Origin of the sequence: Pseudomonas sp. SK, assembly GCF_012975065.1 — a bacterium.
Lineage (GTDB): Bacteria > Pseudomonadota > Gammaproteobacteria > Pseudomonadales > Pseudomonadaceae > Aquipseudomonas > Aquipseudomonas anuradhapurensis.
Window position 1 is genome coordinate 1,810,766 of the sequence record NZ_CP051857.1, and the last position, 16,833, is coordinate 1,827,598.

Below are 16,833 nucleotides of genomic sequence, written 5' to 3' on the forward strand. Positions count from 1 at the left end.
CAGCACAGATTGCCGGGGCTGCTGCGCAGCCCATCGCGACGCAAGGCCGCTCCTACAGGGGGGCGCGTGAAGCAGGTTGCTAACCGAGCATCTCGTGCATGGCGATGATCTGCTCGGCTACCTGGATCAGCTTCTGCTGGCGGCTCATGGCCTGCCGGCGCATCAGGGTGTAGGCCTGTTCCTCGTTGCAGTCCTTCATTTTCATCAGCAAGCCCTTGGCCTGCTCGACACGCTTGCGCTCGGCCAGTTGCTGGTCGCGCGCCTGCAACTGCGCCTTCAGCGCCTGGTCACTTTCGAAGCGGGCCATGGCCACATCCAGGATCGGCTGCAGCCGTGCGGCATGGATGCCTTCGACGATGTAGGCGCTGACGCCGGCCTGGATCGCCTGGCGCATCACCGCGGGGTCGTGTTCGTCGGTAAACAGCACAATCGGGCGTGGCTGGTCCCGGCTGACCAGTACCACCTGCTCCATCACGTCACGGTCTGGTGAATCGGTATCGATCAGCACCACGTCCGGGCGCACTGTTTCGACGCAGGCAGGCAGGTCGATGGTCAGGCCTGGGGCTTCGATCACCTCGAAACCGGCCTCGCTCAGTGCCGCCTTGAGACGGCCGAGTTTGTTCTGGGTATCGTCGATCAGCAGGATACGCAACATGCTCATCCCCCTTACGCGCCGACGCGAGCATCGGGCAGCTCGCCCAGGGCATGCAGGCGGAAACTGCGGGCATAGGCGTAGGGGTCGCTGCCATCCCAGCGGGTACCGTCGATCAGCAGGCTGCTGCGCATGGGCTGCTCGGGGCAGGCCACGCCCAGGCACTGTGCCGCTTCACGGTACAGGGCCAGTTGCTGCACCTGGCTGGCCACGCCGAGGTAGTCGGGGTCTTCGCGCAGCAGGCCCCAGCGGCGGAACTGGGTCATGAACCACATGCCGTCGGACAGGTAGGGCAGGTTGGCCTGGCCATGGTCGTGCAGGCGCAGGGCGTGCGGGTCTTGCCAGTGATTGCCCAGGCCGTCCTGGTAATGGCCGAGCAGGCGCGGTTCGATGCGCTCCAGCGGGGTGTCCAGGTAGGCGCTGCCACTGAGCAGCTGTGCGGTGCTGCGGCGGTTCTCCGGGCTTTGCTCGATGAAGCGGCTGGCGGCGAGGATCGCCTTGATCAGCGCGCGGGCGCTGTTGGGGTACTGTTCGCTGAAGGCACGGGCACAGGCGAGGACCTTTTCCGGGTGGTCCGGCCAGATCGACTGGCTGGTGGCCAGGGTGAAGCCCTGGCCCCTGGCCACCGCATCGGCAGCCCAAGGTTCGCCCACGCAGAAGCCGTCGATGCGCCCGGCCTGGATGTGCGCAGCCATCTGCGCTGGCGGCACCACCACGCTGTCGACGTCGCGCAACGGGTGGATGCCCTGGCTGGCCAGCCAGTAATACAACCACATGGCATGGGTGCCGGTGGGGAAGGTCTGGGCGAAGGTCAGCCGTGCGCCATGCTGGTGCACCAGGCGCGCCAATGCCTCGGGGTTGGTCACGCCCTTGCGTTGCAGGGCCGGCGACAGGTTGATCGCCTGGGCGTTCTGGTTCAGCCCCATGAGCACGGCCATGGCGCTGGCCGGTACGCCGCCGATGCCCAGGTGCACGGCATAGGCCAGGCCGTACAGGCAATGTGCGGCATCCAGCTCGCCGCTGACCAGTTTGTCACGCAGCCCAGCCCAGGAACCCTGGCGCTTGAGGTTCAGGGTAAGGCCATGCTGCTGGGCAAAGCCCTGGGTGGCGGCGACCACCACCGAGGCGCAGTCGGTCAGTGCCATGTAGCCGATATTCAGGCTGGGCTTTTCCGGCGCGTCGCTGCCGTTGACCCAGGCCAGGGGCATTGCTCGGGGTGCTGTGTTCACAAGGTTCCTCGCCCGTACTGATAAGGCTGTGGGCTTGTCTGGTGCAACCGATGTGCCATCTGGCGGCAGCACTGGCGCAGTTACCCCACGATTTGCTGTCATGCCGGCTGCGCGCTGGCTATAATCGCCCCCTCATTCACCCCGAGCCTCGCCGCCCATGTATACCCTGGCCCGCCAGCTGCTGTTCAAGCTTTCTCCGGAAACCTCCCACGACCTTTCCCTGGACCTGATCGGTGCCGGTGGCCGGCTTGGCCTCAACGGCGTGCTGTGCAAGCAGCCGCTGGCATTGCCGGTCACGGTCATGGGCTTGAACTTCGCCAACCCGGTAGGCCTGGCGGCCGGCCTGGACAAGAACGGCGCGGCCATCGACGGTTTCGCCCAGCTGGGCTTCGGCTTTGTCGAGATCGGCACGGTCACCCCACGCCCGCAGCCGGGCAACCCCAAGCCGCGCCTGTTCCGCCTGCCGGAGGCCACCGCGATCATCAACCGCATGGGCTTCAACAACCTGGGCGTCGACCACCTGCTCGGCCGGGTGCGCGCAGCACGTTACAAAGGCGTGCTGGGCATCAACATCGGCAAGAACTTCGACACCCCGGTCGAGCGCGCCGTGGATGACTACCTGATCTGCCTGGACAAGGTCTACACCGACGCCAGCTACATCACCGTCAATGTCAGCTCGCCAAACACCCCTGGCCTGCGCAGCCTGCAGTTCGGCGATTCGCTCAAGCAACTGCTCGACGCCCTGGCCGAGCGCCGTGAGCAACTGGCTGGTGCGCATGGCAAGCGTGTGCCGCTGGCGATCAAGATTGCCCCGGACATGAGCGATGAAGAAACCGCCCTGGTGGCCGCCGCGCTGATGGAGTCGGGCATGGATGCGGTGATCGCCACCAACACCACGCTGGGCCGTGAAGGTGTCGAAGGGCTGCCGTACGGCGGCGAGGCCGGCGGCCTGTCGGGCGCGCCGGTACTGGAGAAGAGCACCCATATCGTCAAGGTGCTGGCGGGCGAGCTGGGCGGCAAGTTGCCGATCATCGCTGCCGGCGGCATTACCGAAGGCCGCCATGCTGCGGAAAAGATCGCTGCCGGTGCAAGCCTGGTGCAGATCTACTCGGGCTTCATCTACAAGGGGCCGGCGCTGATTCGCGAGGCGGTCGACGCGATCGCCGCGATGCCGCGTTGACCTGACGGGCCCATTTGCCGGGGAACCGCAAAAGCCAGGGTGGATGCCGAATCGAAGCCATAAAAAAGGGCCCCATCAAGGGGCCCCTGGGCCTTCGCCCGCCGCCCGGATAGGGCGTGCATGGTAAATCGAATTCAGTGTCCTCGTTCAGCCAACGGCGTGATTTTCGTTGAGTCTATGGATGCCAGCGGTGCCAGTCATTCCGTCCCAGTTATCACCGCGACCTTCACGCCAGCCGTTGATCCAGGCTTGGCGAACAGAAGGAAGATTGAAGGGGCAAAGTTCGCGGGATTTGCCGGTGACCCCGTATTGGTAGCCACGTGAATATGCTCTTTCCAACGGATCACGCTTAAGTCTTCTCATAGGGTGTTGCCCTCACTTGTTGACTGTAATGTCCCGTCGGCCTCTCCGAGGCCGGGCAGAGTCTTTCTGCCGGTGTGCGCTCGCTGCCGGCGTGGCGAGCTGAAAGTGCCGCCTCGTTGCGAAGCGGCCTGAGACCAGTTCTATCGAATGCGGGTCACGGTGTGAATGATCGATTTGTCATAAGGACGTAACCTTTCCAAGGGTGACGGGATAAGTAAATAAATGCGACTCAACCTTGTTTAGCGTTGAGCCCGCTATGATCAGGGTTTGCCGAACCTTGACGCCATTTCGCCAGCGTTGCTGGCGGATGATGGAAATAATTTGAAATGCGACGAAGGGTCACATTGGCCCCGCCGTCGCCAGAATTTTACGTACTGCCTGATGATCTAAGCTGTCCTTGCCGCTGGGCCAGGCGCAGATTGGTCAGGCGGCCCGGCCGTTCACCGCACGCTCGCGTGCCGGGGAAGGCCACCCGCACACCTGCTGGAAAGGGGTGCGGCAAACATCGCGGGGCGATGCGTTGCCCCGTCAGTCAAATAGCCCAAGGCGCTGGATTACTCATGTCGGACCGTTTCGAACTTTATCTCACTTGCCCCAAAGGCCTGGAAGGCCTGCTTGCCGAAGAGGCGCGCAGCCTCGGCCTGGATGAGGTGCGTGAGCACACCTCGGCCATTCGCGGCGCCGCCGACATGGAAACCGCCTACCGCCTGTGCCTGTGGTCACGCCTGGCCAACCGCGTGCTGCTGGTGCTCAAGCGCTTCTCCATGAAGAACGCCGACGATCTCTACGACGGCGTGCACGCGGTCGACTGGGCCGACCACCTGGCTGCCGATGGCACCCTGGCGGTGGAATTCAGCGGCCACGGCTCGGGCATCGACAACACCCACTTCGGTGCGCTGAAGGTCAAGGATGCGATCGTCGACAAGCTGCGCAACCGCGAAGGCCTGCGCCCGTCGGTGGAAAAGATCGACCCTGACGTACGCGTGCATCTGCGCCTGGACCGTGGTGAAGCCATCCTCTCCCTCGACCTTTCCGGGCACAGCCTGCACCAGCGTGGCTACCGCTTGCAGCAAGGCGCCGCGCCGCTGAAGGAAAACCTGGCGGCGGCGGTGCTGATCCGTGCCGGCTGGCCACGCATTGCCGCCGAAGGGGGCGCGCTGGCCGACCCGATGTGCGGTGTCGGTACCTTCCTGGTCGAAGCCGCGATGATCGCCGCCGACATCGCGCCCAACCTCAAGCGTGAACGTTGGGGCTTCAGTGCCTGGCTCGGCCACGTGCCGGCGCTGTGGCGCAAGGTGCATGAAGAAGCGCAGGCACGGGCCGAAGCCGGCCTGGCCAGGCCGCCGCTGTGGATCCGTGGCTACGAGGCCGACCCACGCTTGATCCAGCCCGGCCGCAATAACGTCGAGCGTGCCGGCCTGGGCGACTGGGTGAAGATCTACCAGGGCGAGGTCAGCACCTTCGAGCCGCGCCCGGACCAGAACCAGAAAGGCCTGGTCATCAGCAACCCGCCCTACGGCGAGCGCCTGGGTGACGAAGCCAGCCTGCTGTATCTCTACCAGAACCTCGGCGAGCGCCTGCGCCAGGCCTGCATGGGCTGGGAGGCCGCGGTATTCACCGGCGCGCCGCAGCTGGGCAAGCGCATGGGCATTCGCAGCCACAAGCAGTACGCGTTCTGGAACGGCGCCTTGCCGTGCAAGCTGTTGCTGTTCAAGGTGCAGCCTGACCAGTTCGTGACCGGCGAGCGCCGCGAGCTGCCCGCGCAAGGCGCAGACCTCGATGCGCAGGCGCCGGTGGCCAGCCAGCCGGCGCGCCTGTCGGAAGGGGCGCAGATGTTCGCCAACCGCCTGCAGAAAAACCTTCGGCAACTGGGCAAGTGGGCGCGTCGCGAGCAGGTCGATTGCTACCGCCTGTACGATGCCGACATGCCCGAATATGCCCTGGCAGTCGACCTGTACCAGGACTGGGTGCACGTGCAGGAGTACGCCGCGCCACGTTCGGTCGACCCGGACAAGGCCCAGGCACGCCTGCTCGACGCGCTGGCAGCCATCCCCCAGGCGCTGGGCATTGCCCCGCAGCGGGTGGTGCTCAAGCGCCGTGAACGGCAGAGCGGTACGCGCCAGTACGAGCGTCAGGCCACCGAAGGGCGCTTCCAGGAAGTGCGCGAAGGCGGCGTCAAGCTGCTGGTCAACCTCACCGATTACCTCGATACCGGGCTGTTCCTCGACCACCGCCCGATGCGCATGCGCATCCAGCGCGAGGCCGCCGGCAAGCGCTTCCTCAACCTGTTCTGCTACACCGCCACGGCCACCGTGCACGCCGCCAAGGGCGGGGCGCGCAGTACCACCAGCGTCGACCTGTCGAAAACCTACCTGGACTGGGCGCGGCGCAACCTGGCGCTCAACGGTTTCTCCGAACGCAACCGCCTGGAGCAGGGTGATGTGATGGCCTGGCTGGAAGGCAACCGCGACAGCTACGACCTGATTTTCATCGACCCGCCGACCTTCTCCAACTCCAAGCGCATGGAGGGTGTGTTCGACGTGCAGCGGGACCACGTGCAACTGCTGGACCTGGCCATGGCCCGCCTGGCTCCGGGCGGTGTGTTGTATTTCTCCAACAACTTCCGCAAGTTCCAGCTCGACGAGCACCTGATGACGCGTTACGCCGTGGAGGAAATCACCGCCCAGACGCTGGACCCGGATTTCGCCCGCAACAACCGCATTCATCGCGCCTGGCGTTTGCAGCTGCGGTGAGGCGACGAGGTACATTGCGCGGCTAATGGCCAATAGCTATAAATGACAGCAGGGCAAGATAATCCGCAGGACGCTGGCTTGACGAGACGGGTGTATGTCGAAGGGTGGCGTGCGTGCGCGGTTGCTTGGCCTGTGCACAGAGGGGGTGCCCGCCTGGGCTGTGGCGCTGGTCGCCCTGCTGGTGGGCGGCCTGCTGACCGCCGTGCTGGCGCTTGCCGCGCAAACTTTCTACAAGCAGCAGTTGCGCCAGCGCTTCGAGCTGCTGGCCAGCGAGCGCTTCAGCCGTATCGCCGAGCGCCTTGACCAACAGCAGCAGCGCCTGGACGGGCTGCGGCGGTTTTTCAGCTTGGCCGAGGCAGTCACCCCGCAGGCATTCAACGCCTACGCCCGGCCATTGTTGCAGCGGACCCTGGCCTATGCCTGGGCGCCGCGTGTGGAAGCTGCACAACGCGCCGAGTTCGAGCGCCAGGCCAGCGTGTATCTTGGCCCGGGTTATGTAGTGCGGGACCAGGACGAACATGGCCAGTGGCACCCCGCCCCGCTGCGTGACCATTACTTCCCGGTGTTCTATACCCAGTCGGGCGAATTGCCTGGGTTGCCCTATGGGCTCGACCTCGCCGGCCAGGCCACGTCCCGGGCGGCACTGGCGCGGGCGCTCGGGCCAGGCAGCATGGCGGTTTCCGGATCACTGCCCCTGTTCGATGGGCGCTCGGACGCACGCGGCCTGCTGATGGTGGCGCCGGTGTTTGCCGATTCCGCGCCCAGCGGCGCAGCAATCGGCTACGTGGTGGCCTTGCTGAGCATGCTTGAACTGGTCAGTGACGGGCAACCGGCGGTGGCAGACGACAACCTGGTCGTGCGTATCGTCGATCCCGCCGGCTCGCGTGGCCCCGAAGTGCTGTTCGATTCGCAGAACCCGGTAGCCCCCCTGGCGCTGGCCAGCAACCAACTGCTGCACCTGGCCGACCACCACTATCAGCTGGGCATCAGGCCGAGCCTGGCGTTCATGCAGGCCAACCGTTCCTCCGCAGTGCTGGCGGTGAGCTTGCTGGGCGGCTTGTTGAGCCTGCTGCTCAGCGTGCTGTTCCACAGCCTGTTCAGCCAGCGCCAGCGTGCCCTGGCCCTGGTCGAGCAGCGCAGCGCCGAGCTGCGGGTCAGCGAGCAAGCCCTGCGCGGCACCCATAATCAGCTGCGCAGCGTGCTGGATGCCGCGACCCAGGTGGCGATCATCGCCACCAACCTCAAGGGCGTCATCAGCACCTTCAACGCGGGTGCCGAGCGCATGCTCGGTTACCCGGCCAGCGAGGCGATTGGCCAACTGCACCTGGAAGACCTGGTACTGGCCGAGGAATTGAGCCAGCGCGCCCACGCCTTGAGCCTGCGTTACGGCCGACCGATCGCCGGCGGCCAGGCCATGTTCGCCGAGACGGTGCAGGCGCATGGTGCCGAGCCGGGGGAGTGGACGCTGTTGCGCGCCGATGGCAGCCAGCTGGTGGCCAACATGCTGGTCACCGCCATGCTCGATGAACAAGGCTTGTGGACGGGCTACCTGGCGATCTGCATCGATGTCACCGAACGGCGTCGGGTACATGAGGCGCTGGCGGCGCGTGATCGGCTCCTGGAAAAGCTCACTGCCGAAGTGCCGGGCGGCATCTACCAGTACCGCCTGGATGGCGATGGCCATTCGTGTTTCCCCTATGCCAGCATGGGCCTGTACGACATCTACGAAGTCGACCTGCAGCAGTTGCGCGAGGATGCGACGGCCGTGTTCGAGCGTATCCACCCCGATGACCTCGAGCGGGTACGCCGTTCGGTGCGTTACTCGGCCGAGCACCTGTCGCCCTGGCGCGAGGAGTACCGGGTCTGCCTGCCGCGTGCCGGGTTGCGCTGGGTGCGTGGCGAGGCGACGCCGGAGGTGGGCGAGCAGGGCTGCACCCTATGGCATGGCTACCTGACCGATATCTCCGACCTCAAGAGCGTGGAAGAGGAGTTGCGGACGCTGTCGGTGACCGATTCGCTGACCGGCATTCACAACCGTCGCTATTTCCAGGAGCGCTTGAAGTCCGAGCTGGAACGGGCCCAGCGCGATGGCCAGGCGCTGGCGGTGATCATGCTCGACATCGATCATTTCAAACGCATCAATGACCGCTTCGGCCACGCCGTCGGTGACCGTGTGCTGCGCAGTTTGTGCTTGCGCATTGCCCAGCGTTTGCGGCGTACCGATGTGTTCTGCCGGCTGGGTGGCGAGGAATTCATGGTGCTGTGCCCAGGCAGTAATGCCGAGCAGGCGCGGCAGCTGGCGCTGGAGCTGTGGCAAGGGGTGCGCAATGTGCCGGTGGAGGGTGTGGGCAGGGTGACTGCCAGCTTTGGGGTAGCGGGTTGGCGGCGAGGAGAGGGTGCCGATGCCTTGCTGCTGCGCGCCGATGCCGGGGTGTACGCGGCCAAGCAGGCCGGGCGCGACCGGGTGGAGGGGGAGTCGGCCTGATCGGCCATGGCGGGCGCGATCGATGTAGGAGCGGCCTTGTGTCGCGATGGGCTGCAACGCAGCCCCAGGACTCCAGCTTCGCAATACCAAATGGCTGGGGGCTGCTGCGCAGCCCATCGCGACACAAGGCCGCTCCTACACCGACCGGGTCAGCCGGCCCTGTGTTGCCGGGCCGCTGCGGTCAGTTGGCCGCAGTGCTGCCAGCCAGCTTCGGCTGGCGGTACAGGTCCAGCAGCACCTGGTCGAGCACCTGCGATGCGCCCCACGGTTTCGGGTCGTTGAGGATTGCCGCCACCGCCCAGGTATGGCCATTGCTGTCGCGGCTGAAGCCGGCGATCGCCCGCACGGTGTTCAGGGTGCCGGTCTTGATGTGCCCTTCACCCGACATCGCCGTACGTTTCAGGCGCTTGCGCATGGTGCCGTCCATGCCCACCAGCGGCATCGAGCTGATGAACTCGGCGGCGTACGGGCTTTTCCAGGCGGCCTGCAGCATTGCCGCCATTTCCCGCGTGCTGACCCGCTCGGCGCGCGACAGGCCGGAGCCGTTTTCCATGACCAGGTGCGGTGCGGTAATGCCCTTCTTCGCCAGCCATTGACGCACCACGCGCTGGGCGGCGCGGGCATCGTCGCCATCGGCATCGGTGCGGAACTGCGCGCCAAGGCTCAGGAACAGTTGCTGGGCCATGGTGTTGTTGCTGTATTTGTTGATGTCGCGGATCACTTCCACCAGGTCTGGCGAGAAGGCCCGGGCCAGCAGGCGCGCACCCTTGGGCACGTTCTCGAAGCGGTCGCCACCCTGGATGCTGCCACCCAGCTCGTTCCAGATCGCGCGCACGGCACCGGCGGCGTAGGTCGGGTGGTCAAGCAGCGACAGGTAGGTCTGCGAGTTGCAGCCTTCACCCAGCTGGCCGCTGACCGTCACGCTGATGCCATCGGCCTGCGGCACCGGGTTGTAGCGCACATCACCCGCGCACTGCCGGGAGGCTACCGCCTTGACCTGGTTGTCGATGCGGATACTGGCAATCGGCGGCTCGACCGCAATGGTGACCTTGCCGCCATCATTGCGGGCCACGAAGCGCAGGGCCTTGAGGTTGATCATCAGCGAGTCCGGCTTGACCAGGAACGGCTTGTTCTCATCGCCGCCATCATCGTTGAACTGCGGCAGGTTGGGCTGCACGAAGTGGCTGCGGTCCAGCACCAGGTCGCCGGTGATGGTGCGCACGCCATTGGCACGCAGGTCACGCATCAGCAGCCACAGCTTTTCCATGTTCAGTTTCGGGTCGCCGCCGCCTTTGAGGTACAGGTTGCCGTTGAGCACCCCGTTGCTGAGCGTGCCATCGGTGTAGAACTCGGTCTTCCACTGGAAGGTCGGGCCAAGCAGTTCGAGGGCGGCGTAGGTGGTGACCAGTTTCATGGTCGAGGCCGGGTTTACCGACACATCTGCGTTGAATACGGTCGGTGTACCAGGGCCGTCCAGCGGCAGCATCACCAGCGACAGCGCCGAGTCCTGCAGCTTGTTGGCCTTGAGGGCCTGCTGCACTTTGGGGGGCAGGGTGGTATTGACGGCGGCGGCCTGGCTGGGCAGGGCGAATGGCAGCAGCAGGCCGGCAAGCATGAGGGGACGAAGCTTTTTGATCATAGTGAGTAAATACCCTACGGCGAGGGGAAAGGGCATTGGGGCTGTAAAGGATGATGGCCCCAGGATGAAAGAATGCGCATTATGCCCCAAGCGCAGCGACGATGCGCCACGTTCGATAGAAAAGCACCACCCATGGCAAAACCACTGGCCATGAAAAAGGCCACCATGAAGGTGGCCTTTTCAGCGATCGGGCCGGTATTACTCGGCCTTGTTGATCGGCTTTTCCGGGTACCAGGCGTCCAGCAGCGGGCTGACTTCGATCTTGGTCAGTTCGCTGCGGCCCTTGAGCCAGGCTTCAACGGCTGCACGCTGTTCTTCGCTGACCGAGCCGCGTTTGACCGAGCACACCAGGCCGAAATCGTCACCGCCTACATAGTCCAGGCCGTTGGCGTCCATGGCTTCTGCCAGGAACGCGTCGAGGAAAGCATCGATTGCCTGGTCATCCAGATCTTCCTTGAATTCCAGGTTCAGCTCGAAGCCCAATTCCTGAAACTCGTCGACACACAGCTTCTTGCGCAGACGACGGGAGCGGTTTGTGGCCATGAAACAATCCTCTTAGGTAATAACGCCGCGCAGTCTACCAGTTAACACGCCTGGCTGCCTGCCTGTGTGCAGCTATCGGTAGCCAGTTCCCTGGCCAGGGCCCGTTCCACCCGGCACATGTGCCGCGCCAGTGCCTGGCGCCGCCGGCGCAGCTGGAGGGTGGACAAGCCGCCGGCCTCCAGGGCTTCGCAGGCCGCCATCAGCTCGGGAGCTTCGAGCATGCGTGCGGCGCTGAGCACCTTGTGCGCCTGTTCGCCGATGGCCCCGCTGTCGTGCTCCGGATGCAGTGCCATGAGCGTGGCCAGGTCGGCCTGCAGGCTTTGCTGCAGGGCTTCCAGGAAGCGCTGGCGGTCGTTGGGGTCATGCCCGACCACTGGAGCCAGCCCGTCCAGGTGATACAGCTTGCGCCGGGGTTTTTGCTGGCGCCGCGGGCGGATGCCGGCCAGGCGCTGGCTGAGCGTGCTGAGGCTGATGGGCTTGAGCAGGCAGTCGTCCATGCCGGCGCTCAGGCATTTGCGCCGCACCTCCGGTTGCGCATTGGCGGTGTAGCCGAGAATGGTGCAGCGCGAGCGCTTGCCATGGCGCTCTTCGGTACGAACCGCAGAGGCCAGCTGATAGCCGTTCATGTGTGGCATGTTGCAGTCGAGTACCAGCACATCGAAGTCGCCCGCCCGCCAGGTAGCCAGGCCTTCACGGCCATCGTGGGCACTGGCATGGTCCAGGCCCAGGTAACCAAGCTGTTGCGCCATCAACTGCAGGTTGGCCGGATGGTCGTCGATCACCAGCACGCTCAGCCGTGGGTCGGGCACGTCGAGTTCTTCAGGCAACGGGGCCTGCAGCGTGGGGGCGTCTACCCGCTGCAGCGGCATCTTCAGGCGCACCTGGGTACCGACATCTTCCAGGCTCCTGATGCTCAGGTCGCCGCCCATCATTTCGCACAGGTTGCGACAGATGGCCAGGCCCAGGCCGGTGCCCGCGCGAGCGCCCTGGCTGTGCGGGTTGGCCTGGATGAAGGGGTTGAACAGGCGTTGCAGGTCGTCAGCGGGTATGCCAATGCCACTGTCGCGCACCTCCAGCTCCAGCACCGCCGGGGTGCAGGCCTCATCCAGGCTGACATTGATGCGCACCTGGCCATGTTCGGTGAACTTGATGGCGTTGCTCACCAGGTTGGACAACACCTGCTTGAAACGCAGTGGGTCGAGCAGTGCATGGCAGCGTGCCGCGGGGGCGATCATCACTTCCAGGGCGAGGCCTTTCTGCCGTGCCTGGCCCTCGAAAATGCGCCCTACCGATTCGACCAGGGCCGCCAGGTCGACGGTTTCCGGGGCGAGGGTCAAGTGCCCTGACTCGATGCGCACGATATCGAGGATGTCGCCGATCAGGCCCAGCAGGTCCTTTGCCGAGTGGTGCGCCAGTTCCAGAGCGCTGCGGTCCACCCGGCCCTGGTCGGCACGCTTGACCGCCAGTTCCAGCATGCCGATGACCGCGTTCATCGGGGTGCGGATCTCGTGGCTGATGGTGGCCAGGAACGTGCTCTTGGCGCGGTTGGCATCGTCGGCCTGCTGTTTGGCCTGGCGCAGTTCCATGACCAGTTGGCGGCGGTCGCTGATGTCGATCCAGCCGCCGATGATGCCCTGGACCTCGCCCAGCGAGTCGCGATACGGCAGGATCCAGTGGTAAATGGTCATCTCACGGCCCTTGATCCGTAGCGGCCGGTCCATGATCAGCGGGGTGCCGACTGCCATCACCTTCAGGTAGTCCGCCTCGATCTGGCGAATATGCTCGTACTCGGCGAACAGGCTGTCTTTCAGGCGTTTGCCAATGACCTCCTCGGAGCGCGCCTGCACGGCTTCCAGGTAGCTGAAGTTGCAACTTTGCAGGCAGCCCTCGCGGTCACGCACGTACATGGGGTGAGGCGTGCCGTTGAGCAGCGCGCGCATGAACGCCAGTTGGTCGTTCAGCGCGCGCTCGGCGCGTTGCCGCTGGCGAATCTGCAGGCGCAGGCGGGCGTTCCAGAGCAGCGCCAGCAGCAACAGCACGGCTGCGCCCAGTACCAGCTGTACCGCGAGGCGACGGTAATCCCGGCCGTTGCCGTCATCGTGCAGGTCGAAGCCGCGCCAGCGGTTGTTGATTACCCCCAGCTCCTCCGGCGAGATGCTCAGCAGGGCCTTGTCGAGGATCGAGACCAGCACCTGCGACGAGGCGCTGGTCGCCATGGCGAAATTGGCGGGTTCGCTACCGACAGTGGTGCGGATGACCAGCTCGGGATTGCTGGCCAGGGCATGGTTGGCGTCGACCAGGGTGGTAATCACTGCATCGACGGCGCCGCTGTTGAGCAATGCCATGGAGTAGAACGTGCTTTCCGTCTCGATCCAGCCGATTTGTGGATAGTGCTGTGACAGCATCGCGTCCATGGCGCTGTAGCGGGTAATGGCGATGCGACGCCCGTGCAACTGTTCCAGCGAGGCCGGTGCCTCGTTGTCCTTGCGGCTGACCAGTACGTAGGCGCTTTCCAGGTAAGGGCGGCTGATCTGCAGGTTGTCCTCGGCGTCGCCGCCGGTGGCCAATGCGGCGATGACATCCGCGCGTCCGTCCTTGAGGCGGGCAATCATGTCGGCGATGCCACTGGCGCGCTGCACTTCGAAGCGCAAGCCGGTACGCAGGCGGATGAGTTCCAGCAGGTCGGCGGTAATGCCGCGAAAATGCCCCGCGCCATCGAAGTAGGACACCGGTGCGGCTGTGTCATCGATCGCCACACGCATCACCGGGTGGTCGCGCAACCATTGCTCTTCGGCCTCGGTCAGTTGCAGCTTGCGGTCGGTCAGCAACAAATCGCTGCCGGCACTCCAGCGTTTGAAGATACTGGCGCGTATGGCGGGGGGCTGGCTGTCCAGCACGGTATTCACCAGCTCCATCAGTAGCATGTCCTGCTGGCGCAGGGCAAAGCCGAAGCCGATGGCTTCGTGCTTGCCGAAGTTGGCCATGCGCAGGCGCGGCAAGTGGCCGCGGTTGAGCTGGTAATGGGTGGAAATGGTATCCCCGATGAACACGTCCGCCTGGCCGAACGCCACGGCATTCAAGGCCTGGCTGGAAGAGCCGAAGGCCAGTAGCTCGGCCTTGGGGTAGGTGCCGAGGACCTCCTGCCTGGGCAGGTAGTGGTAGAGCATGCCCAGGCGCATGCCGGGCAAGCCCATGTCCAGAACCCGGCTTTCGTCTTCACGGGTTACCAGCACCGGTTGGTCGATGGCGTAGGGGTGCGAGAGCGCCAGGCCGTCGCTGGCTGCCTCGTAGCCATTGGCACTGCCAAGCAGGTCGATGTCGCCGTGGCGCAACGCCTCCACCGCCGCCTGCCGGCTGGAAAAGCGCAGTACCCTGACCGGCAACTGCAGGGCCTTGCCGATCAGGCTGGCGTACTCGGCGGTCAGGCCCTGGTAGTCGCGGCCGCCACTGGTGATGTCGAAGGGTGGGTAGTCCGGTGCCGAGGTGCCCAGCACCAGTTCCTGACGGCTGTCGAGCCATTGCCGTTGTTCGGCGGTAAGCGCTGGCTGGGCGGGGCGGGCCGATGACCGGGCCAGCAACGTGTAGGAAGAGGCTTCTTGATGGGTAGCCTGTGCCACGCTGCTGAGCAGGAGCAGGGCGAGCAGCAGGCGAGCGATAGGGCGCGCCATGACCATCCTCAGACCAGTGCGTTGCGCTTGGCCATTTCGATCAGGTCGACCAGCGTGTCGACCTGGAGTTTGTGCATCAGGCGCTTCTTGTAGGTGCTGACGGTCTTGCTGCTGAGGAACATGCCCTTGGCAATTTCCTTGTTGCTGCGGCCTTGGGCAAACAGCTGCAGCACCATCAGTTCGCGGTCGTTCACCTGGCGGAAAAGTTGCAGGTCGGCATCCATCGCCTGGTTGTGCTTTATCGCCTGGCTGGGGAAATAGTTATAACCGGCCAATACCGCCTTGATTGCACTGAGCAATTCGCTCAGGTCCTCCTGCTTGCATACATAGCCGGCGGCACCCGAGTGCATGCAGCGTACGGCAAACAATGCCGGTGATTGTGCGGTCAATACCAGAACCTTCAATGGTAACGCCATGGCCTGGAAGCGGGACAGCACCTCCAGCCCGTCCAGCTTGGGGATGCTGATGTCGAGAATGACCAGGTCGGGATTGGTTTCGCGAATCATCTGCATGGCGTCAACGCCGTTGTCCGACTCGCCGACAACCTGGTAATTCTGGTTTTCCAGCAACATACGCACAGCCAGACGGATGACAGGATGGTCGTCGACAATAAATATGGATTGCATGTTCAACTTCCTGCGGGCGATTGAGGGGACAGGCGGCACCTTATCGCAGTTGGAAGTCATCGGGCATGCGAGGAACGGCTATTAGCCCTATATGGGAAATGGCTTACAAGATAAAGCAAATCTGGCTACGAAATTGGGGGATTCAATGCGATGTCAAAACAAGTTTGGTAACCAATCATTTATCTTTAATCGTATTGTTTAGTTGGTCCTGTGTATATGTAGGAAGTTTCCTTCAGGCAGGGTGGCAGCCTCGGGCTGTGCCCGGGCTGCACCCGGTGCGCTTCAGACCGGGCTGGAGCGCCCGGTCATCTCGCGCGCCATTTCGCTGGCATAGCTGTCGGTCATCCCGGCGATGAAGTCGATCATGCGCAAGAAAGCACTGTGCAGCGAACCATGGGGGTCAGGGGCATTATTGCCGATCAGGTCCAGCACCCGGCGGCTCTTGAACGAGGGCGTGCGCCCGCCGTGCTGTTCGAGGGCCGCACCACAGAACGTATTCAGCAGAATTTCCAGGGTGGTATAGGCGCCGATCTCGTGCAAGGTCTTGCGCTTGTCCTGGAAGATCTTGTTGCGCGCCATGGCCTTGGCCTGCAGCACGCAGCGTTTGGCCGGGCCATGCATGTGTTCGACCAGGTCGCCCGCCAGCTGGCCGGCCAGCAGGGCTTGCTGTTGCTCGACGAAGGCACGGGCGGCGGCGTTGGTCAGGTGTTCGATAGCCTTGCCACGCAGGATCGCCAACTTGCGCCGCCGGGAATCGCCCGGACCGAGCTGGCGGTAGGTTTCCGGCAGGTCTTCGCCGACCAAGTCGAGCAGCAGCGCTTCGACTTCGGCGTATTGCAGCAGCTCCATTTCCAGGCCGTCTTCCAGGTCGATCAGCGCATAGCAGATGTCATCGGCGGCCTCCATCAGGTAGACCAGCGGGTGGCGCGCCCAGCGTTGGTGTTCCAGTTGCGGCAGGCCAAGCTTGCGGGCGATCTGCTCGAGCAGGGGCAGTTCGCTCTGGTAGCTGCCGAACTTGTGCTTCTTGTAGCCCAGGGCGTCGGCGTGGCGCGCGCTCCACGGGTATTTCAGGTAGGTGCCGAGGGTAGCGTAGGTCAGCCGGGTACCGCCGTCGAACTGGTGATATTCCAGCTGGGTGAGTACGCGAAAGCCCTGGGCGTTGCCTTCGAAGTTGAGGAAGTCGGCGCGCTCGTCGTCGTTCATGTCATCCAGCCAGCCACGCCCGGCAGCCTGCTGGAACCAGTGGCGGATGGCATCTTCGCCGGAGTGGCCGAACGGTGGGTTGCCGATGTCATGGGCCAGGCAGGCCGATTGCACGATCATGCCGAGGTCGCTCGGGGCGCACCAGTCCGGCAGGCTGTCGCGCAGGGTTTCGCCGACGCGCATGCCCAGCGAGCGACCGACGCAGCTGACTTCCAGCGAGTGGGTCAGGCGTGTGTGGATATGGTCGTTGCTGGAAACCGGGTGCACCTGGGTCTTGCGCCCGAGACGGCGGAAGGCCCCGGAGAAGATGATGCGGTCGTGGTCTTTGTGAAAGGGGCTGCGCCCGAGTTCATCGGCGCTGTACAGCGCTTTGCCCAGGCGTTCGCGGGTGAGCAGGGTGTGCCAGTCCAAGGCGCGGTCTCCTGTGCATCGAGGGCTATAGCTTCGGGTGTCCGAAAGGTCAGTGCAAGGGGGAAGCCGGCAACGGGGCCG

At 64.5% G+C, this 16,833-nt stretch carries 11 protein-coding genes; 3 read left to right on the top strand and 8 right to left on the bottom strand.

The window, feature by feature from the left end; genetic code table 11:
• Positions 1–79 precede the first annotated feature (79 nt).
• Both HG549_RS08320 and HG549_RS08325 read right to left on the bottom strand, forming a co-directional pair.
• Entirely contained in the window at positions 80–655 is a 576-nt protein-coding gene (locus tag HG549_RS08320) for an ANTAR domain-containing response regulator (protein WP_170029052.1), read from the bottom strand.
• Between the two features lie 11 nt (positions 656–666).
• Positions 667–1,881 (bottom strand): CmpA/NrtA family ABC transporter substrate-binding protein, encoded by a 1,215-nt coding sequence (locus HG549_RS08325; protein ID WP_170029053.1) that lies wholly within the window; start codon positions 1,879–1,881, stop codon positions 667–669.
• Between the two features lie 157 nt (positions 1,882–2,038).
• Between HG549_RS08325 and HG549_RS08330 the strand changes: the two genes are divergently transcribed.
• Positions 2,039–3,061 carry a quinone-dependent dihydroorotate dehydrogenase gene (locus tag HG549_RS08330; protein ID WP_170029054.1) on the top strand — a complete coding sequence of 341 codons (1,023 nt, stop codon included), beginning with the start codon at positions 2,039–2,041 and terminating at the stop codon, positions 3,059–3,061.
• Positions 3,062–3,208: 147 nt separating this feature from the next.
• Here HG549_RS08330 and rmf read toward each other — a convergent pair whose 3' ends face one another.
• Positions 3,209–3,424, bottom strand: coding sequence for a ribosome modulation factor (gene rmf / locus HG549_RS08335; protein ID WP_003248687.1), 216 nt, complete (start codon positions 3,422–3,424; stop codon positions 3,209–3,211).
• 560 nt (positions 3,425–3,984) lie between these two features.
• Here rmf and rlmKL point away from each other — a divergent pair.
• Positions 3,985–6,177 carry a bifunctional 23S rRNA (guanine(2069)-N(7))-methyltransferase RlmK/23S rRNA (guanine(2445)-N(2))-methyltransferase RlmL gene (gene rlmKL, locus HG549_RS08340; RefSeq protein ID WP_170029055.1) on the top strand — a complete coding sequence of 731 codons (2,193 nt, stop codon included), beginning with the start codon at positions 3,985–3,987 and terminating at the stop codon, positions 6,175–6,177.
• A 94-nt stretch (positions 6,178–6,271) separates the two neighbouring features.
• Positions 6,272–8,662 (top strand): GGDEF domain-containing protein, encoded by a 2,391-nt coding sequence (locus HG549_RS08345; protein WP_170029056.1) that lies wholly within the window; start codon positions 6,272–6,274, stop codon positions 8,660–8,662.
• 181 nt (positions 8,663–8,843) lie between these two features.
• Here the strand turns inward: HG549_RS08345 and dacB are convergent, their stop codons facing one another.
• The 5 genes from dacB to HG549_RS08370 all read right to left on the bottom strand — a co-directional run bounded on the left by dacB (position 8,844) and on the right by HG549_RS08370 (position 16,752).
• Positions 8,844–10,301: a D-alanyl-D-alanine carboxypeptidase/D-alanyl-D-alanine-endopeptidase gene (gene dacB / locus HG549_RS08350; protein WP_170029057.1), complete on the bottom strand. Its 1,458-nt coding sequence runs from the start codon at positions 10,299–10,301 to the stop codon at positions 8,844–8,846.
• Between the two features lie 198 nt (positions 10,302–10,499).
• Entirely contained in the window at positions 10,500–10,844 is a 345-nt protein-coding gene (locus HG549_RS08355; RefSeq protein WP_004376110.1) for a YggL family protein, read from the bottom strand.
• A gap of 41 nt (positions 10,845–10,885) precedes the next feature.
• Positions 10,886–14,512: an ATP-binding protein gene (locus HG549_RS08360; protein WP_170029058.1), complete on the bottom strand. Its 3,627-nt coding sequence runs from the start codon at positions 14,510–14,512 to the stop codon at positions 10,886–10,888.
• Between the two features lie 8 nt (positions 14,513–14,520).
• Positions 14,521–15,138 (bottom strand): response regulator transcription factor, encoded by a 618-nt coding sequence (locus HG549_RS08365; protein ID WP_170029059.1) that lies wholly within the window; start codon positions 15,136–15,138, stop codon positions 14,521–14,523.
• A gap of 282 nt (positions 15,139–15,420) precedes the next feature.
• On the bottom strand, positions 15,421–16,752 hold the full coding sequence (locus HG549_RS08370; protein ID WP_170029060.1) for a deoxyguanosinetriphosphate triphosphohydrolase: 1,332 nt from the start codon (positions 16,750–16,752) through the stop codon (positions 15,421–15,423).
• Positions 16,753–16,833: the final 81 nt, after the last annotated feature.

Excerpts from the sequence above, each read along its gene's own strand:
- HG549_RS08320 (WP_170029052.1), bottom strand. The coding sequence starts at position 655 with ATGTTGCGTATCCTGCTGATCGACGATACCCAGAACAAACTCGGCCGT.
- HG549_RS08330 (WP_170029054.1), top strand. The coding sequence starts at position 2,039 with ATGTATACCCTGGCCCGCCAGCTGCTGTTCAAGCTTTCTCCGGAAACC.
- rmf (WP_003248687.1), bottom strand. The coding sequence starts at position 3,424 with ATGAGAAGACTTAAGCGTGATCCGTTGGAAAGAGCATATTCACGTGGC.
- rlmKL (WP_170029055.1), top strand. The coding sequence starts at position 3,985 with ATGTCGGACCGTTTCGAACTTTATCTCACTTGCCCCAAAGGCCTGGAA.
- HG549_RS08345 (WP_170029056.1), top strand. The coding sequence starts at position 6,272 with ATGTCGAAGGGTGGCGTGCGTGCGCGGTTGCTTGGCCTGTGCACAGAG.
- dacB (WP_170029057.1), bottom strand. The coding sequence starts at position 10,301 with ATGATCAAAAAGCTTCGTCCCCTCATGCTTGCCGGCCTGCTGCTGCCA.
- HG549_RS08355 (WP_004376110.1), bottom strand. The coding sequence starts at position 10,844 with ATGGCCACAAACCGCTCCCGTCGTCTGCGCAAGAAGCTGTGTGTCGAC.
- HG549_RS08360 (WP_170029058.1), bottom strand. The coding sequence starts at position 14,512 with ATGGCGCGCCCTATCGCTCGCCTGCTGCTCGCCCTGCTCCTGCTCAGC.
- HG549_RS08365 (WP_170029059.1), bottom strand. The coding sequence starts at position 15,138 with ATGCAATCCATATTTATTGTCGACGACCATCCTGTCATCCGTCTGGCT.